Annotated in this window: 13 protein-coding genes; 9 read left to right on the forward strand and 4 right to left on the reverse strand. The window is 68.5% G+C overall.

Annotation, left to right across the window (positions count from 1 at the left end):
- Positions 1-43 precede the first annotated feature (43 nt).
- Positions 44-526 carry a peroxiredoxin gene (locus EEB18_RS13380; RefSeq protein ID WP_056345507.1) on the reverse strand — a complete coding sequence of 161 codons (483 nt, stop codon included), beginning with the start codon at positions 524-526 and terminating at the stop codon, positions 44-46.
- Between the two features lie 127 nt (positions 527-653).
- Here EEB18_RS13380 and EEB18_RS13385 point away from each other — a divergent pair, with 127 nt between their 5' ends.
- Positions 654-1220 (forward strand): YqgE/AlgH family protein, encoded by a 567-nt coding sequence (locus EEB18_RS13385; RefSeq protein WP_056347145.1) that lies wholly within the window; start codon positions 654-656, stop codon positions 1218-1220.
- Positions 1221-1325: 105 nt separating this feature from the next.
- Here the strand turns inward: EEB18_RS13385 and EEB18_RS13390 are convergent, their stop codons facing one another.
- On the reverse strand, positions 1326-1724 hold the full coding sequence (locus EEB18_RS13390) for a hypothetical protein (RefSeq protein WP_187140976.1): 399 nt from the start codon (positions 1722-1724) through the stop codon (positions 1326-1328).
- 394 nt (positions 1725-2118) lie between these two features.
- Here EEB18_RS13390 and ahcY point away from each other — a divergent pair, with 394 nt between their 5' ends.
- The 8 genes from ahcY (at position 2119) to trxA (ending at position 15263) form a co-directional block, all read left to right on the forward strand.
- The gene (gene ahcY / locus EEB18_RS13395) at positions 2119-3534 is read left to right on the forward strand and encodes an adenosylhomocysteinase (protein ID WP_187140977.1); all 1416 of its coding nucleotides are present in this window, start codon (positions 2119-2121) and stop codon (positions 3532-3534) included.
- A gap of 278 nt (positions 3535-3812) precedes the next feature.
- Positions 3813-6176: a PAS-domain containing protein gene (locus EEB18_RS13400; protein ID WP_056345515.1), complete on the forward strand. Its 2364-nt coding sequence runs from the start codon at positions 3813-3815 to the stop codon at positions 6174-6176.
- Positions 6173-6622, forward strand: a complete 450-nt coding sequence (tsaE, locus tag EEB18_RS13405; RefSeq protein ID WP_056345519.1) for a tRNA (adenosine(37)-N6)-threonylcarbamoyltransferase complex ATPase subunit type 1 TsaE — start codon at positions 6173-6175, stop codon at positions 6620-6622. Before EEB18_RS13400 ends, tsaE begins: the two co-directional genes overlap by 4 nt.
- Positions 6619-7602 (forward strand): aminoglycoside phosphotransferase family protein, encoded by a 984-nt coding sequence (locus tag EEB18_RS13410; RefSeq protein WP_187140978.1) that lies wholly within the window; start codon positions 6619-6621, stop codon positions 7600-7602. Before tsaE ends, EEB18_RS13410 begins: the two co-directional genes overlap by 4 nt.
- Positions 7599-8318, forward strand: coding sequence for a nucleotidyltransferase family protein (locus tag EEB18_RS13415; RefSeq protein ID WP_187140979.1), 720 nt, complete (start codon positions 7599-7601; stop codon positions 8316-8318). The genes EEB18_RS13410 and EEB18_RS13415 overlap by 4 nt, the downstream gene beginning before the upstream one ends.
- 109 nt (positions 8319-8427) lie before the next feature.
- Positions 8428-11421 carry a double-strand break repair protein AddB gene (addB, locus tag EEB18_RS13420; RefSeq protein WP_187140980.1) on the forward strand — a complete coding sequence of 998 codons (2994 nt, stop codon included), beginning with the start codon at positions 8428-8430 and terminating at the stop codon, positions 11419-11421.
- Positions 11418-14879 carry a double-strand break repair helicase AddA gene (addA, locus tag EEB18_RS13425; RefSeq protein WP_187140981.1) on the forward strand — a complete coding sequence of 1154 codons (3462 nt, stop codon included), beginning with the start codon at positions 11418-11420 and terminating at the stop codon, positions 14877-14879. Before addB ends, addA begins: the two co-directional genes overlap by 4 nt.
- Positions 14880-14942: 63 nt before the next feature.
- Positions 14943-15263 carry a thioredoxin TrxA gene (trxA, locus tag EEB18_RS13430; RefSeq protein WP_056345532.1) on the forward strand — a complete coding sequence of 107 codons (321 nt, stop codon included), beginning with the start codon at positions 14943-14945 and terminating at the stop codon, positions 15261-15263.
- A gap of 109 nt (positions 15264-15372) precedes the next feature.
- On the opposite strand, the gene EEB18_RS13435 is transcribed toward trxA, so the two are convergent.
- Positions 15373-15984 carry a glutathione S-transferase family protein gene (locus tag EEB18_RS13435; protein ID WP_187140982.1) on the reverse strand — a complete coding sequence of 204 codons (612 nt, stop codon included), beginning with the start codon at positions 15982-15984 and terminating at the stop codon, positions 15373-15375.
- Positions 15985-15988: 4 nt separating this feature from the next.
- The gene (gene argJ / locus EEB18_RS13440) at positions 15989-17215 is read right to left on the reverse strand and encodes a bifunctional glutamate N-acetyltransferase/amino-acid acetyltransferase ArgJ (RefSeq protein WP_187140983.1); all 1227 of its coding nucleotides are present in this window, start codon (positions 17213-17215) and stop codon (positions 15989-15991) included.
- Positions 17216-17223 lie beyond the last annotated feature (8 nt).

Below are 17223 nucleotides of genomic sequence, written 5' to 3' on the forward strand. Positions count from 1 at the left end.
AGGGAAGGGGCGGCCCGCGAACAGGCCGCCCTCCCGTATTTTCTCAGAGCTGCTCGAGCATATGGTCGGCGCTCGACACCTTGAATTCGCCGGGGGCTTCGACGTTGAGCTGTTCGACGACGCCGTCGTTGACGATCATCGAGAAGCGCTGGCCGCGCTTGCCCATGCCAAAGGCCTGGCCGTCCATGGTGAGGCCGACCGCTTCGGCGAAATCGCCATTGCCGTCGGCGAGCATGGTGACCGAGCCGCCGGCGTCGCCATTCTTGCCCCAGGCGCCCATGACGAAGGCGTCGTTGACCGCGGTGCAGACGATCTCGTCGATGCCCTTGGCCTTCAGTTCCTCGGCCTTTTCGACGAAGCCCGGCAGGTGCTTGGCCGAACAGGTCGGGGTGAAGGCGCCGGGTACCGAGAAGAGCGCGACCTTGCGGCCCTTGAAATAATCGGCGGTGCTGACCCGTTCGGGTCCGCCTTCGGTCACCTTGACCAGCGTCGTTTCGGGCAGCTTGTCTCCGGTCTGGATCGTCATGTTTTCGTCCTCTCAGCGGGGGGAATCGGGAGCGCAGACATTGGGTGGCGACCGGCCCGAGTCAAGCGCGGCGGATAAATTCACGCGCGCGCTGGACCGGGCCGACGCGGGCGGGCATGGTGCGGTCATGGAAACGGCTCCCCCCTGGTTCACCGGCCAGCTGCTCCTCGCGCTGCCCGGCATCGGCGACCCCCGCTTCGAGCATATGGTGATCGCGATGATCAGCCATGACGAAGAGGGCGCGATGGGTATCGGCATATCGGACCCGATCGCGGGCATGACGGTGGGCGCGGTGCTCGACCAGCTCGAGATCGCGCACGATGGCGACCCGCTCGACCAGCCGGTGTTCCTCGGCGGCCCGGTGGAACAGTCGCGCGGTTTCGTTCTGCACAGCAAGGACTGGGGCGGCGAGGGCGCCATCGAGGTCGCGGGGCGCTGGACGATATCGAGCTCGCACGACATTTTGCGCGCGATCGGCGAAGGCCGCGGCCCGTCGCGCTGGCTGGTCGCGCTGGGCTATGCCGGATGGGCGGGCGGCCAGCTCGAGGACGAGATGGTGCGCCACGGCTGGCATGTGACGCCGGGCAGCGACGCCTTGCTGTTCGACACGCCGCCCGAAAAGCGCTGGCAGGCGGCCTTTGCGGAGGCCGGGATCGATGCGCGCCTGCTGACGACCGAGGGCGGCGAGGCGTAAGCGAGACGTTCCCAAAACGCGTCGCCCCCGCGAAGGCGGGGGCCGCTATCGGCATTGCACAAGGCTGCCAGCGGCCCCCGCCTTCGCGGGGGCGACGGATTTGTTTCAGCGTGCCAGCGCGAGCAGCGGGCGCCCTTCGTTGAGATTGGCGAGCGCGGTGCGGGCGGCCCAGCGCGAATCGACATAGCGGCCGTTGGCGAGTTCCAGATCGTAACGGATCGGGCTGTCGATCGCCGCGCTATAGGCGGTCGCGGCGTCTGCGGTGCGACCCAGACGAGCATAAGCGGTGCCAAGATTGATCAGCCGCGATGGGTCGCGCGCATCGAGCGTCGTTTCGCCGGTCAGCTTGGCGACCGCGGCGCGATTGTCGCCGGCCTTGAGTTCGGCATAGGCCACCGGCAGGATTTGCGAATCGGCCTGCGGGCCGGTGACGACGATGATCGACTGGGCGGTGGCAGGGGTCGCGAAAGCAAGAGCGACGAGCGGCAGCAGAATTTTTTTCATCTTTATATCTCCCCGTAACTTGGGGTGATTTTCTGCCTGCTTCGCACAAAAGTCAATATTTTCAGCCATTTGTAACATAGCTGTCACAAAAGCAGATTAAGCTTATCGCGAGGCGCATTATAAGTCAGGATTTTCAGAATCTTGGGTGTTGCGACTCGCTGTCACACGAACGGCAGGCCGATTGTCACAATTGCGCCGGTCGAAATTTTTTTCGCGAGGCTGTGCGATTCCGCGCGTCCTGATTCGCGTCCGCACGTCGCCGGTGGATGGCCCCGGACTTGCGATATAAAGAAAAGTTTATATTTGATCCGGGCGGCGCTTTGGGCTAGGGCGCGCAACATAATTACGCGGTCGTTTGCGAGCGGGCGCACCCCATCTGACAGGAGAAATACCCATGGCCACTCTCGCCGCCGACACCCGTGACTATGTGGTCGCCGACATCGAACTTGCCGATTTCGGGCGCAAGGAAATCAACATCGCCGAAACCGAAATGCCGGGCCTGATGGCGCTGCGCAGCGAATTCGGTGCGTCGCAGCCGCTGAAGGGTGCGAAAATCGTCGGGTCGCTGCACATGACGATCCAGACCGCAGTGCTGATCGAGACGCTGACCGCGCTCGGCGCCGAGGTCCGCTGGGCGACGTGCAACATCTTCTCGACCCAGGACCATGCCGCCGCCGCGATCGCCGCGTCGGGCGTGCCGGTGTTCGCGGTGAAAGGCGAAAGCCTCGCCGACTATTGGGACTATGTCGGCCGCATCTTCGACTGGGGCGTGGAAGACGGCACGACCTGCAATCTGATCCTCGACGATGGCGGCGACGCCACGATGTTCGCGCTGTGGGGCGCGAAGCTCGAAGCCGGGCAGGCGATGCCGGCGCCGGAGAATGAAGAAGAGATTGAAATGCAGCGCGCGCTGAAGGCGTTCGTTGCCGCCAACCCGGGCTACCTGACGAAGACGGTCAAGGCGATCAAGGGCGTGTCGGAAGAAACGACGACCGGCGTCCACCGCCTGTACCACATCGCCAAGAAGGGCGAGCTGCCCTTCCCCGCGATCAACGTCAACGACAGCGTCACCAAGTCGAAGTTCGACAACCTCTATGGCTGCAAGGAATCGCTGGTCGACGCGATCCGTCGCGGCACCGACGTGATGCTCGCGGGCAAGGTCGCCACCGTCGCCGGCTTCGGCGACGTCGGCAAGGGCTCGGCGCAGTCGCTCCGCAACGGCGGCGCGCGCGTCCTCGTCACCGAAATCGACCCGATCTGCGCGCTGCAGGCGGCGATGGAAGGTTTCGAGGTCGTGACGATGGACGAAGCCGTCAAGCGTTCGGACATCTTCGTCACCGCGACCGGCAACGCCGACGTCATCACCGCCGAGCATATGGCGGGCATGAAGAATATGGCGATCGTCTGCAACATCGGCCACTTCGACAGCGAGATCCAGATCGCGGCGCTCGCCAACTACAAGTGGACCGAAGTCAAGCCGCAGGTCGACCTCGTCGAATTCCCCGACGGCAAGCAGATCATCATCCTGTCGAAGGGGCGCCTCGTGAACCTCGGCAATGCGACCGGCCACCCGTCGTTCGTGATGTCGGCGAGCTTCACCAACCAGACGCTGGCGCAGATCGAACTGTGGACGCGCAGCGAGCAGTATAAGAACGACGTCTATGTCCTGCCCAAGCATCTCGACGAAAAGGTCGCGGCGCTGCACCTCGAAAAGCTGGGCGTGAAGCTCAGCCAGCTGAGCCAGAAGCAGGCCGACTATATCGGCGTGCCGGTCGAAGGTCCGTTCAAGCCCGATCATTATCGCTATTGATCGAAGACGGGGCATGCGCCCTGCCGTTCGGGCAATCCTCGTCATTGCGAGGAGCCGGGGGCGACGCGGCAATCCAGAGTGGGCGGTAACCGCCCTGGATCGCTTCGCTCCGCTCGCAATGACGACGTGATGAGACGAAAACTGTGGACGGCGCGCCCATCGGAAGGTGGGACGCGCCGTTCCGCTGTGACATGCGATTGAAACATGCACCCATCGCCTTTAGGGCTGGCTATCATGGCAAGGGCGTCGGTGGCGGAAAAGCGGGAGCGTGACGGAGGATGAGCGGCGCGCTGTCCCCGACCCTGACGTTCGCGCTCGGCGGCTTCGCGGCGCTGTGGCTGCTGCTCGGCATCTGGGCGGCGGGGCGCGGGCTGGCGATGCAGCGGCGATCGGCCTTTGCCGCGGCGCAGACCGAGCGGCTGGCGAGCCTGATCGAAGCTTCACCCTATCTGCCCGTCGTCGTGCGCGGCGACTGGCGCATCGAGGCGAGCGAGCGGCTCGGCCGCTGGCTGGGGCTCGAACGCGGCCCCCGCAATTTCGACGAATTGTGCGGGCTGGGCGCGGGCCTCGAAACCCCCGACCATGACGCGCTGCGGCAGGCGATCCTCGGCGCGCAGCGCGGCGCCAAACCCTTCACGATGAGCCTGCGCCCGCAAGGCGGCTCGCGCACGATTCTGGTCCATGGCGGTCCGGCTCCGGCGGCGATCGGCGGGTCGGGCAGCGTGCTGCTGTGGCTCGATGATGCGACCGAAAGCCTGTCGTCGCAGATCGCGCTCAAGTCCGAACGCGACGAGGCGATGGCGGCCTTCGAGGCGCTGTCGGGGCTGATCGAGGTCGCGCCCTTTCCGATGTGGTTCCGCGACCCGCGGCTCGAACTGGCGCTGGTCAACCAGGCCTATGTGAATGCGGTCGAGGCGAAGAGCGCCGATGTCGTGATCGACCAGGGGATCGAACTGCTCGAACCCGTCGCCGGGGTAAGCGCGGGCGAAGCGGCGCAGGCGGCGCGTACCGCCGGGGCGGCGCAAATGCGCACCGTGCCGGTGACGATCGCGGGCGAGCGGCGGATCATGCGCGTCGTCGACGTGCCGCTGACCCCGGCGGGCGGCAAGCCGATCGGGGTCGCGGGCTATGCGATCGACGTACAGGAACTGGAGAGCGAGCGCGGCGCGCACCGCCGCTTTGCCGAGACGCAGCGCGAATTGCTCGACCGGTTGTCGGCGGCGGTCGCGCAGTTCGGCCCCGACCAGGGCCTGATCTTCGCGAACCAGCCGTTCCGCCGCATGTTCGACCTCGACGCCGACGCGATCGCCGAAACGCCGGCCCTCGCGCGGCTGCTCGACGCCTGGCGCGACGCCGGGCGGACCCCCGAGGTGCGCGATTATCCCGAATGGCGGCAGGCGCATGTCGACTGGTTCGCGCAGGCGGAGGCGAGTGAGGAGGAGTGGCTGCTGCGCGACGGGACGCATCTGCGCGTCGTCGCCCAGCCGACCCCCGACGGCGGGTTGTTGCTGATCGCCGAGGACCGCACCGAGCAGGTCCAGCTCGCCGGGGCGCGTGACACCTTGCTGCGCGTGCGCACCGCGACCTTCGACAATCTGTTCGAGGCGGTGGCGGTGTTCGCCCCCGACGGGCGGCTGCACCTGTGGAACCAACGATTCCGCCGCCTGTGGGGGGTCGACGAGCCGACGCTGGCGGCGCATCCGCGCGTCGATACGCTGATGGGCGGGCTCGCCGACCGGCTGGCCAAGCCGAACCAGATCAGCATCGTGCAGGAGGTGATCCGTGCCGCGACGCTGGAGCGGACGCAGCGCGTCGGTGAGATCCGGTTCAAGGACGGGCGCCATTTCGACTTCGCCGCGATCCCGCTGCCCGACGGCAATGCCTTGCTGATCATGCTCGACGTCAGCGACAACCGGAAGATGGAATCGGCGCTGCGCGAACGCAATGAAGCGCTCGAGGCCGCCGACAAGGTCAAGACCGCCTTCCTGTCGCGGATGAGTTACGAGCTGCGCACGCCGCTGACCTCGATCGGCGGCTTTGGCGAGATGTTGCAGGCGGGTTATGCCGGCAAGCTCGCCGAAGGGCAGCAGGCCTATGTCGATGCGATCATGGAATCGGTTGGCGTTCTCGGGCGCCAGATCGACAATGTGCTCGACCTTGCGCAGGGCGAGGCGGGCACGCTCGCGGTCGAGCGCGCGCCGGTCGACGTCGCGGCGCTGCTCGGTGGGGCGCTGGCGGAGGCCAAACCCTTTGCCGCGGCCGAAGGGGTCGAACTGGTCGGCAATATCTCGGCGGCGCTCGGCAGCATCGAAGGCGACGCCGCGCGGCTGTCGCGGCTCGTCGCAGGGCTGCTCGACAACGCGGTCCGCTATACCGCGCCGAGCCGCAAGAAGGGCGGACGCGTGCTGCTCCACGCCGACGGCGATGCCAGGGGCGTCGATATCATCGTGTCCGACAATGGCCCCGGCATGCCCGATGCGGTCGCCGCGGTGACCAAGGGCCAGCAGGCGGGGACCCAGAGCGGCGGCATCGGCCTCGCGCTCGCCCGCCAACTCGTCGCCGCGCACGGCGGCACGATGGAGGTGGTGAGCGAAAAGGGCCAGGGGACGCTGGTCCGCGTAAGTCTGCCGCGCGGCGCATGAGCTTCCGTACCGACTACAGCCTCGCCGAAGCCGAGCGGATCGGTGCGGCGATCGGATTGGCGCTGATCCCCGGCGACGTCGTGCTGTTGTCGGGCGATCTCGGCGCGGGCAAGACGACGCTGGCGCGCGCGATGCTCAAGGCGCGCGGGCTGGCTGGCGAGGCGCCGAGCCCGACCTTTGCGATCGTCCAGCCCTATGCGCCGCCCGAGGTCGACTTGCCGATCGCGCATGTCGATCTCTACCGGATCGAGGACGAGGACGAGCTGATCGAACTCGGCCTCGACGACTATGTTCATGACGGCGCGTTGCTGATCGAATGGCCCGACCGGCTGGGCCAAACGGGCTGGGCCGGTGCGCTGGCACTGACGATTTCCGGAAGCGGCGACGCGCGCGTCTTGACAGCCGCGGTGCCGACGTCTTGGGGGAGCCGATGGCCGCTCCGATGATTCCGCCCCCCCATGCGCCCGCCTTCCTCGCCGCGCATGGCTGGGGCGACGCGCAGATATTGCCGCTTGCTGGCGATGCGTCGTTCCGGCGCTATTTCCGCGTCGTCGGCGAAGGCCGTCAGGCGGTGCTGATGGACGCGCCGCCACAACAGGAAGACTCGCGCCCGTTCATCGCGATCGCCGAATATCTGTGTGAGCAGGGGTTGAATGCGCCGACGATCATCGCGCGCGATCTGGAGCAGGGATTGCTGCTGATCGAGGATTTCGGCGACGTCCGGCTGCGCGAGACGATCGACGCAGCGCCGCAGGACGAGATGGCGCATTATGCCGGGGTGACCGATTTGCTCGTCCATTTGCACGCGCAACCGCCGATGGCGGGCCTGCCGGTGCATGGGCTCGATCAATGGATCGACGAGGTCATGCTGTTCGCCGACTGGTATTGTCCGGCGCTGGACATCGACGTCGATCGCGACGCGTTTCGCGCGGCGTGGGAAGCCGCGCTGCTGCCGGTCGAGAAGGACGGGCTGCCGCGCGTTACCGTGCTGCGCGATTTCCATGCCGAGAATATCATGCTCGTCGCCGGACAGACGGGCGTCGCGCATTACGGCCTGCTCGATTTCCAGGACGCGCTGATCGGCCATCCGGCCTATGATCTGGCCTCGGTGCTCGAGGATGCGCGGCGCGACGTGACCCCGGCGGTCGAGGCGGCGATGCTCGCGCGCTATCAAGGGGCGACCGGGACCGACATCGAGCATGGTTATTGGGCGCTCGCCGCGCAGCGCAACACGCGCATCCTGGGGGTGTTCGTGCGGCTGTGGAAACGCGACGGCAAGCCGGGGTATCGCCAGTTCCAGCCGCGCATGTGGGGTCTGCTCGAACGCGACCTCGCGCACCCGGCGCTCGCCCCGGTGCGGGCATGGTTCGACGAGAATATCCCCGCCGACAAGCGCGCGGCGGCGTGGGAAGAATTCGAGGCATGACCACGAAAATCGAGAGCGCGATGGTGATGGCGGCGGGGCTGGGCAAACGCATGCGTCCGCTCACCGCCACCCGGCCCAAGCCGCTGGTCCGTGTCGCCGGCAAGCCGCTGATCGACCATAGCCTCGACCGGATCGAGGCCGCCGGGATTCCCCACGTAGTGGTCAACGTCCATTATCTAGCCGACGCCCTCGAAGCGCATCTCGCGGCGCAGAAGCGTCCCTTCACCATCGCGATTTCGAACGAGCGCGACCGGCTGCTCGAAACCGGCGGCGGCATGATGAAGGCGCTGCCGCAACTGACCGGCGACCCGATCCTGATCGTCAACAGCGACAATATCTGGACCGACGGGCCGCAGGACAGCATCGCGCAGCTCGCGCGCCACTGGGACGAGGCGCGGATGGACGCGCTGTTGCTGGTGATCCCGCAGGCGAGCGCGACCGGGCATGGCGGGCGCGGTGATTTCCATATGGACCCCAATGGCATGCTGTCGCGGCGCAGGCCGGCGCGGATTGCGCCCTTCGTCTATACCGGCATCCAACTGGTGTCGCGGCGGCTGCTCGTCGATGCGCCCGCGGGGCCGTTTTCGACCAACATCTTCTGGGACCGCGCGATCGCGGCGGGGCGGCTGTTCGGGCTGTCGCACATGGGCCGATGGTTCGACGTCGGCACTCCGGCGAGCATCGCGCCGACCGAAGCCGCGCTGACGGAGGTTTGACCACCGTCCGTTCCCGCTTTCGTCATAGCGCGCACGGCGAAGCAATCCAGAGTTGCATAAACCGCTCTGGATTGCTTCGCTGCGCGCGCAATGACGGGTTTTGACTCTGATGGCTGATGCCAAGCCCACCATCTTCTCGATCCCGGTCCACCGGGCGTTCGCCGATGCGCTCGCCGCCGGGCTGATCGCGCGTTTCGCCGATGGAGCGCTGGGTCTCGCCGAGGGGTTGGTCCTGCTGCCGAGCAATCGCGCGCGCAGCGCGGTGCAGGCGGCGTTCGTGCGCGCGGGCGGGCAAGGCCTGCTGATGCCGCGGCTTGTCGTGATCGGCGATGCCGACCTCGACGAAGAGGTTGCGCTGGCGCTCGACCCGATCGACGAGAGCGGGATCCTGCCGCCCGCGATCGACCCGCTGCGACGGCGACTGATGCTCGCGGCGCTGATCGAGAAGCACCAGCCGGCGGGCGAGGAGGCGATCACCGGCGCGGCGGCGTTCCAGCTCGCCGAAGGGCTGGGGCGGGTGATCGACCAGCTTCATTATGAGGAGGTCGCGCCTGCGCGGCTGGGCGAGATCGCGGCGGTGCTCGGCGACCTCGCGCAGCATTGGCAGGCGTCGTGGGCGCGGCTGCGGCTGCTCGTCGAGCATTGGCCCGCCGAACTCAAGCGCGCGGGGATGATCGACCGCGCCGAGCGGCGCAACCGCCTGCTCGACCGGGTCAGCCACGGCTGGCGCGTCGCGCTGCCGGCGCGCTTCGTCGTCGCGGCGGGGATCACCACCGCCGCGCCGGCGATCGTCCGGCTGCTCCGCACCGTCGCCGACATGGAGCGCGGCATGGTCGTGCTGCCGGGGCTCGACCTCGGCATGGCGGAGGAAGAATGGGAAGCGCTGGGGCCGGTCGCCGCCGACCCCGACAATCCGGCGCGGCCGCTGGAGACGCATCCGCAATATCATCTGAAACTGCTGCTCGGGCGCATGGGCGTTGCGCGCGGCGAGGTGCGGACGTGGGAGGGCGTGTCGGCGTTCGACGGACCCGAGGCGCGCGCCGGTTTCGTGTCCTTGCTCTTCGCGCCCGCCGCCTACACCGCGCGCTGGCAGGACAAGACCGACCTTGGCGCCGAGATCGCTGGGCTGTCGGGCGCGGTGTTCGCCGACGACGGGCAGGAGGCACAGGGCATCGCGCTGATGATGCGCGCCGCGGTCGAGACGCCGGGGCGCACCGCGGCGCTGGTCACCCCCGACCGCGCGCTGGCCGAACGCGTCGCGAGCGCGCTGGCGCGCTGGGACATTGCGGTCGACGACAGCGCGGGGCGGCCGCTGGCGAAGCTGCCGCCGGGAACCTTGCTGCTCGGGCTCGCCGAGCTGGCGGCGCGCTTCGACCCCGTGCGGCTGCTCACGGTGCTCGGCCACCCGCTGGTGCGCAAGGGCGAGGCGCGGCTGGCGTGGCTCGACCAGGTCCGGCGACTCGACCTGCTGCTGCGCGAGCCGGGGCTGACCCCGGGCTGGGACGGCGTGTCGCTACGCCTCGCGCTGCTCACCGCCGACAGCAAGGCGCGCGCCCATGGCGCGGCGGCGGCGTTGCACGACTGGTGGGGCGAGCTGGTCGCGGGGCTGGGCACGCATCTTGCGCCGCTCAGCGCCGGAACCGCGGTACCGCCGACGACCCTGCTCGCGGCGCTGCAGGCGGCGCTCGGCTGGCTGACCGGCGACGCGGTGTGGGCGGGTCCGGCGGGGCGGCAGCTTGCCGACCTGTTCGACCGTTGGGCACTGGCAAAGGGCGCCGGGCCGGCGCTCGTCATGCCGGGCGATTTTCCCGCGATGCTGGCCGACCTGCTCGGCGGCGAAAGCGTAAGGCCGCCTTATGGCGGGCATCCGCGGCTGTTCATCTGGGGGCTGCTTGAGGCGCGGTTGCAGCGCGCCGATGTGATGATCCTCGGCGGCCTCGACGAAGGGCGCTGGCCACAGGCGCTGAGCCCCGATCCCTGGCTCGCGCCGGGCATCCGCCGCCTGCTCGGCCTCGCGGCGCCCGAGCGGCAGCAGGGCATGGCGGCGCACGATTTCGCCGGGGCGCTGGCAGCGCGCAAGGTGGTGGTGACGCGGGCGCAGCGCAGCGGCGGCGACCCGGCGGTCGCCTCGCGCTTCTGGCTGCGGCTGAGCGCGCTCGCGGGCGAATTGCCCGCCGCGCAAATCGGCGGGCAAGTGGTGACGGCGCTGACCGCGCTGCTCGATGTCCCGCCGGGCGATCCGCACCCCGCGCCGCGCCCCGCGGTCGTGCCGCCGCCCGAGGCGCGGCCCGACAAGATCAGCGTCACCGGGGTCGACCAGCTCGCGCACGATCCCTTCGCCTTTTACGCGGCGAAGATCCTGCGGCTGAGCGCGCTCGATCCGCTGAGCCAGGGCCCCGACGCCAAATGGTTCGGGACACGGGTGCACAAGCTGCTCGAGGATTGGCAGCGCGCCGGGATGACCGAGGCCGCGCTGGAGGCGGAGCTCGCGGCGCTCGCTGCCGACCCGGCGCTCGATGCGCTGGCGCGCGCCTTCTGGTTGCCGCGCATCCTGCCGTCGCTGCGCTGGGCGGCGGAGCGGGTGTGGGCCGAGCGAGAGGCGCGCTGGCCGGTCGCGAGCGAGGTCAAGGGCGCGATGGTCGTCGATGGCATCCGGCTGCACGGCAAGGCCGACCGCATCGACCAGCTCGCCGACGGCAGCCTCGCGATTGTCGATTATAAGAGCGGTTCGGCGCCGTCGGGCACCGCGGCGGCGGCGGGGCTCGACAACCAGCTCGGCCTGCTCGGGCTGATCGCCGAGGCGGGGCAGGCCGACGGACTCGACGCGGCGCCGGTCGGAGCCCTTGAATATTGGAGCCTGAAGCGCGACCGCGCGAAGGGCGAAGAGGGCAAGGTGTCGGCGACGCATGGTTCGCGGCGCGAGCTGAAGAGTGCCGAAGAAGCTGTCGAACGCGCGGCCGAAGCGCTCGCCGACCTGACGACACGCTTCCTGCTCGGCGCCGAACCCTTCGTTCCCGGCGATGCCGCGAAGCGGTACAGCGATTTCGATCAGCTGATGCGGCGCGACGAGTGGTTCGGGCGCGACGACGGGGGCGCGGCATGACGCGGCTGTTCGATCTCGATCCCGGCCAGAGCGCCGCCGCGAACCCCGACGATCATGTCTGGCTCGGCGCCTCGGCGGGCACGGGCAAGACGCAGGTGCTGTCGGCGCGGGTGCTGCGGCTGATGCTTGGCGGCGTGTCGCCCGAGGCGATCCTGTGCATCACCTTCACCAAGGCGGGGGCCGCCGAAATGGCGCACCGCATCCACGAGCGGCTGGCCCTGTGGGTGCGCATGGACGACGGCGATTTGCGGCTCGACCTGCGCGCATTGGGCGCCGATTGGGACGCGGCGGGGATCATCGATCGCGCGCGCTCCTTGTTCGCAACGGTGATCGACAGCCCCGGCGGCGCGATCCGGGTCCAGACGATCCACAGTTTCTGCCAGACCCTGCTTGCGAACTTTCCATTGGAAGCGAAAGTCCTGCCGGGGTTCCGTCCGCTGGAGGATAGCGAGGCGAGCGCGTTGCAGCGCGAGGTGCTGGGCAAATTGCTCGGGCAGAAGGATGGCGATGGCGATGCGATGCGCGGCGTAGCGGCGATGCTGGCGCGGCGGATGGGCCAGGATGCCGCGATCGCTTTTCTGGTGCGCTGCGCGGGCAGTTTCGGTGCCGCCAACCAGCCGCGCCTGTCCCCGAAGGCGGGCGATGTGCGCGACGCGCTGGGGCTGCCGCAGGGCGATCCGGCGGCCTTTCAGATTGCGGCGCTCGAGCACGGGCTGGTTGCCGATGCCGATATCGCGGCGGTCGCCGCAAGCGGGCGGGGATGGGGCACCAAGACCGGCGAGGCGCGCGCCGAACTGATGGGCGACTGGTCGCGCGTCGATGTGGCGACGCGCGGCGCGATGCTTGTCGCGCTGCGCGGCTGCTTTGTCACCGGCACCGGCGACCTGCGCGCCGACTTCGCCAAGGAAACGGGCAAGATGCACGATTGCCTCGGCGCCGCGACGCGGATCGTCGGGGCGGTCGATGCGCTGGTCGCGACTGCGGCGGCGATGGCGGTCGCCGACGACCTCACCGCGGCGTGGGATTTGGGGAGCCGCTTTGCCGAGGCCTATGCGCTCGCCAAGCGCGCAGCGGGGCTCGCCGATTTCGACGATCTGATCGGCATCGCGCTGCACCTGCTCGGGCGCGGCGATTTCGGCGACTGGGTGCGGTTCAAGCTCGACCAGCGTACCGACCATATTTTGGTCGACGAGGCGCAGGACACCAATGCGCGGCAGTGGGCGATCATCCTGTCATTGGCCGAGGAATTTTTTGCCGGGCAGGGCGCGAAGGACGAACGAGTCCGCACGATGTTCACCGTCGGCGACCGCAAGCAGGCGATTTTTGGTTTCCAGGGCACCGAGCCCGCGGCGTTCGAGGCGGCGCGGCTGCGCTTCAGTCAGCGCGCGGCTGAGGGCGAGCGGCCCTTCAAAGGTGTTGATCTGGTCACCAATTACCGATCGAGTCCCGCCGTGCTCGACGTGGTGGACCAATGGATCGCAGCAGGCGCGACCGAATTGATGGGGCTCGACAGCGGTGAAAAACAGCCGCTGCCTTTCAAGAGTGCGCATCCGGGGCGGGTCGAGCTGTGGCAGCCGCTGCCGGTGGGCAAGGCGCTCGATATCGCCGACGAGGAGGAGGCGGTCGAGGCCGAGAGTGAGGACGGCGAAGGCGCGCCGAGCGCCGACAGCCTCGCCGCAGCGAGCGATCCCGCGAGCCTGCGGCTGTCGCGCGCGATCGCCGACGAGGTGCAGGACTGGATCGCCAACGGCAAGGACGGGCGCAGCGTCGCGCCGGGCGATGTGCTGATCCTCGTGCGGCGGCGCCGCGACCTTGCGGCGCGGATCGTCGCGCGGCTCCAGTCGCGCCATGTGCCGGTCGCGGGCGTCGACCGCTTCGCGCTGACCCAGCCGCTCGCCGTGCAGGACCTGCTCGCGGCGATGCGCTTTGCGGTACAGCCGCTCGACGACCTCAACCTTTCGGCTTTGCTCGTCTCGCCTTTGTTCGGCTGGTCGCAGGAGGCCTTGTTCGGTTTTGCCCATGGGCGGACGTCGTCTGTATGGGCGGCCTTGCGGGACCGCCGCGACGAGGTTCCGGCAGAAACGATGACGGCGCTTGGCGAGCTGCTCGGCATGGCCGATTTCACCACGCCCTTCCGCTTCCTCGATCGCGTCCTGTCGGGGCCGATCGACGGGCGGCGCAAACTCTATGCGCGGCTGGGGCGCGAGGCGCGCGACCCGATCGACGAACTGCTCGCGCAGGCGCTGGCCTTTGAGCGGCTCGAGGTGCCGTCGCTGCTCGGCTTCCTGACGCGGATCGACGCGAGCACCGCCGACATCAAGCGGCAGACCGAGGCGCGCAGCGACGTCGTGCGCGTGATGACCGTCCACGGGTCGAAGGGGTTGCAGGCGCCGATCGTCATCCTTGCCGATGCGACCGACGATCCGGCGTCGAAACGGCTGAGCTTCGACCTGTCGCTGAACGGCTGGGACAAATTGCCGGCCTTCGCGCTCGGCAAGGAGGAGCGTTACGGCAAGGTCGCCGAGGCGCATGATGCGAAGGCGCGTGCCGAGCTGCAGGAGCATTGGCGGCTGCTCTATGTCGCGATGACGCGCGCTGAAGAATTGCTGGTCGTCACGGGCATCACCAAGACCGCCGATCGGACGCTGCCCGATAACAATTGGCACGGCGCGGTCGATGCGGTGATGGAGGGCATGGGGCTCGGCTGGGAGGATGCCGGGCCGCGCTGGGGGCAGAAGCGCGTCCATGCGGTGCAGGCGAAGAAATGGGCGCGCCCGGCGAAGGCGAAGGGGCCGGTCGTCGCGCCGGTGGTCGTTCCCGACTGGGCGCAGCGACCCGCCCCCGATGAGGCGCGGCCGCCGCGACCGCTGGCGCCGTCGGCGCTGGGCGACGACGATGTCGCGGTGCCGCCGCAGGGGACGGCGCGCGCCGATGCTGTGTCGCGCGGGCTATTGCTCCATTCGCTGTTCGAGCGATTGCCGCCGGTCGCCCCGGCGCGGCGGCGCGCGGCGGCGCTGCACTGGCTGGGGGTGCAAGCGCCCGACCTCGATGCGGCGGCGCATGAGGCGCTGATCGACGAGGTGCTGGCGGTGATCGAGGATCCGGCGCATGCCGCGACCTTCGGCCCCGGGTCGCTCGCCGAAGTGCCGCTGTCGGCGGTGGTCGACGGAGCGGTGGTGGCGGGGATCGTCGACCGGCTGCTGGTGACGGGCGATCTGGTGACGGTGGTCGATTACAAGACCGGGCGGCATGTGCCGGCGTCGGCGGGCGAGGTCGCGCCGGCGTACCTTCGGCAGATGGCGGCCTATCGCGATGCGCTCGCGGTGATCTTCCCTGGGCGGCGGGTTGCGGCGGCCTTGCTCTACACCGCGGGGCCGACGCTGATCTCGCTCGACGATGCGGTGCTGGCGCCACACAAGCCGGGCTTGCTGGCAACCAAGGCGAATTTGCCGGGTTGAGGACTTGAGCCGGACGCGCCGACTGCCTAGCTTGGGACCAAGCAGATTTTCAGGAGACCTTAGATGGGTACCAAAGCGATTACCGACGCGAGCTTCCAGGCCGACGTCCTCGACAGCGACACCCCCGTGCTCGTCGATTTCTGGGCCGAATGGTGCGGCCCGTGCAAGATGATCGGCCCTTCGCTCGAAGAAATTTCGGACGAACTCGCGGGCAAGGTGGTGATCGCCAAGCTCAACATCGACGATCATCCCGATGCGCCGGGCAAATATGGCGTGCGCGGCATCCCGACGATGATCCTGTTCAAGAATGGCGAGATCGCCGACACGAAGGTCGGCGCGGCGCCGAAGAGCGCCCTCAAGGGCTGGCTCGAAAGCGCGCTGTAAGAGCGCAATCTTTCAACCCGTTCGCATCGAGCGAAGTCGAGATGCCCATCGGGGGCACACGTCCTCCCGACGTCTCGACTTCGCTCGATGCGAACGGGTTTATTGATATTCAGGTCAGCGGAATCATCACCTGTTCGGCATAGCCCGGGCGTTCCCTGATGCGCGCGTACCAGTCCTCGACATGCGGTAGCGAGGGCCGCTCGATGGCGAGCGAAAACCAGGTGTGGGTGTAGACGCCCATCGGAATGTCGCCGACGCCGAAGTCGTCGCCTGACAGCCAAGGCGACCGCGCCAGCGCATCCTCCAATATCGCCATCTGTTTCGCGCAGCGAGCGGCGCTTGCGGCAATGGCTGCGGCGTCACGCTCGACAGGCGTGCGGCGGACAAGATTGAAGAAGGCGTCGCGCTGGGCGTCGGCATAGCCGATCTGCCAGTCCATCCATTTGTCGCCCACCGCGCGGGCGGCAGGATCGGCCGGCCAGAAGCGCGTCCCGCCATACTTTGCCGCGAGGTAGCGCAGGATCGCGTTCGATTCCCACAGGGTGACGTCGCCGTCTTCGATCGTCGGGATCAGGGCATTGGGGTTTTTGGCGCGATAGGCGGCATCCATGCCGAACTGCCCGCCAACATCATGGCGGATAAAGTCGATGCCGAGCTCGACCGCGAACCAGGCGACCTTCTTTACATTGTGGGAGCTGAGGCGGCCCCAGATCGTCAGCATCGGCTCAGCTCCGGTAGTCGGCGTTGATGCTGATATAGCCGTGCGTCAGGTCGCAGGTCCATACGGTCGCGCGGCCGTCGCCGAGGCCGAGGTCGGCGCCGATGCGGACTTCGAGGCCTTTGAGATGTGCCGCGACGGGCGCTTCGTCATAGCCGTCGACGGGCAGGCCCTGTTTCGCAACCCAATGGTCGCCGAAGCGGATCGCGAGCCGGTCGCGGTCGGCGGGTTCACCGGCCTTGCCCACCGCCATCACGACGCGGCCCCAGTTGGCGTCCTCGCCCGCGATCGCGGTCTTCACGAGCGGTGAGTTGGCGATGGCGAGCGCGACGCGCTTGGCGCTGTGATCGTCGACCGCGCCGCTGACCTCGATCTCGATGAATTTCGATGCGCCCTCGCCGTCGCGCACGACCTGGTGCGCGAGGTCGAGTGAAACCTGTCGGATCGCCGCGTAGAGCGCGTCGGCGCCGGTGTCGTCCCACGATTCGAGCGGGGCGTTGCCCGCCTGGCCGGTGGCGAAGAGCAGCACGGTGTCGCTGGTCGAGGTGTCGCTGTCGACGGTGATGCTGTTGAAGCTGGGGCCGGTCGCCTCGCTCAGCATCGCCTGCAGCAGCGACGGCGCGACCGCGGCGTCGGTGAAGATGTAACCGAGCATCGTCGCCATGTCGGGGGCGATCATGCCTGATCCCTTGACGATACCCGCGACCTGCACGGTGCGCTCGCCGATCACCGCGCTCGCGGCCGATCCCTTGGCGAAGGTGTCGGTTGTGCCGATGGTCTCGGCGGCGTCTTCCCACGAACAGGGTTCGGCGGTGAGCGCGGCCGCGACCCCGGTGCGCGCCTTGTCCTTGGGGAGCGGGACGCCGATGACGCCGGTCGAGCTGACGAAGACGTCGGTCGGTGCGCAGCCGAGATGGTCGGCGACTTGGCCCATGATCTGTTCAACCGCCTCGCGCCCGCGATAGCCGGTGAAGGCGTTGCTGTTGCCGGCGTTGACGATAAGGGCGCGGGCCGAACCATCCTTGACCTGTTCGCGGCCGAGTTCGACTTCGGACGAGCAGCAGACATTGCGCGTGAAGACGCCCGCGACGGTCGTGCCCGGCGTGAGTTCGACATAAGTGAGGTCGCAGCGGTCCCAATTCTTGTACTGCGCGCGCGCGACGCGAAGGGTGACGCCGGCGATGTCGGGGAGCGCGGGAAAGGCGGCGGGGGCGAGCGGAGAGCGGCTGGTCATGATGGGGG

This window comes from Sphingopyxis sp. OPL5, assembly GCF_003797775.2.
Classification (GTDB): domain Bacteria; phylum Pseudomonadota; class Alphaproteobacteria; order Sphingomonadales; family Sphingomonadaceae; genus Sphingopyxis.

What these genes read in the sequence shown, in the direction of transcription:
- EEB18_RS13400 (WP_056345515.1), top strand. Translation starts at nt 3,813, where the DNA reads ATGAGCGGCGCGCTGTCCCCGACCCTGACGTTCGCGCTCGGCGGCTTC.
- EEB18_RS13385 (WP_056347145.1), top strand. Translation starts at nt 654, where the DNA reads ATGGAAACGGCTCCCCCCTGGTTCACCGGCCAGCTGCTCCTCGCGCTG.
- trxA (WP_056345532.1), top strand. Translation starts at nt 14,943, where the DNA reads ATGGGTACCAAAGCGATTACCGACGCGAGCTTCCAGGCCGACGTCCTC.
- EEB18_RS13415 (WP_187140979.1), top strand. Translation starts at nt 7,599, where the DNA reads ATGACCACGAAAATCGAGAGCGCGATGGTGATGGCGGCGGGGCTGGGC.
- EEB18_RS13435 (WP_187140982.1), bottom strand. Translation starts at nt 15,984, where the DNA reads ATGCTGACGATCTGGGGCCGCCTCAGCTCCCACAATGTAAAGAAGGTC.
- EEB18_RS13410 (WP_187140978.1), top strand. Translation starts at nt 6,619, where the DNA reads ATGATTCCGCCCCCCCATGCGCCCGCCTTCCTCGCCGCGCATGGCTGG.
- EEB18_RS13390 (WP_187140976.1), bottom strand. Translation starts at nt 1,724, where the DNA reads ATGAAAAAAATTCTGCTGCCGCTCGTCGCTCTTGCTTTCGCGACCCCT.
- addB (WP_187140980.1), top strand. Translation starts at nt 8,428, where the DNA reads ATGGCTGATGCCAAGCCCACCATCTTCTCGATCCCGGTCCACCGGGCG.
- ahcY (WP_187140977.1), top strand. Translation starts at nt 2,119, where the DNA reads ATGGCCACTCTCGCCGCCGACACCCGTGACTATGTGGTCGCCGACATC.
- addA (WP_187140981.1), top strand. Translation starts at nt 11,418, where the DNA reads ATGACGCGGCTGTTCGATCTCGATCCCGGCCAGAGCGCCGCCGCGAAC.
- argJ (WP_187140983.1), bottom strand. Translation starts at nt 17,215, where the DNA reads ATGACCAGCCGCTCTCCGCTCGCCCCCGCCGCCTTTCCCGCGCTCCCC.
- tsaE (WP_056345519.1), top strand. Translation starts at nt 6,173, where the DNA reads ATGAGCTTCCGTACCGACTACAGCCTCGCCGAAGCCGAGCGGATCGGT.
- EEB18_RS13380 (WP_056345507.1), bottom strand. Translation starts at nt 526, where the DNA reads ATGACGATCCAGACCGGAGACAAGCTGCCCGAAACGACGCTGGTCAAG.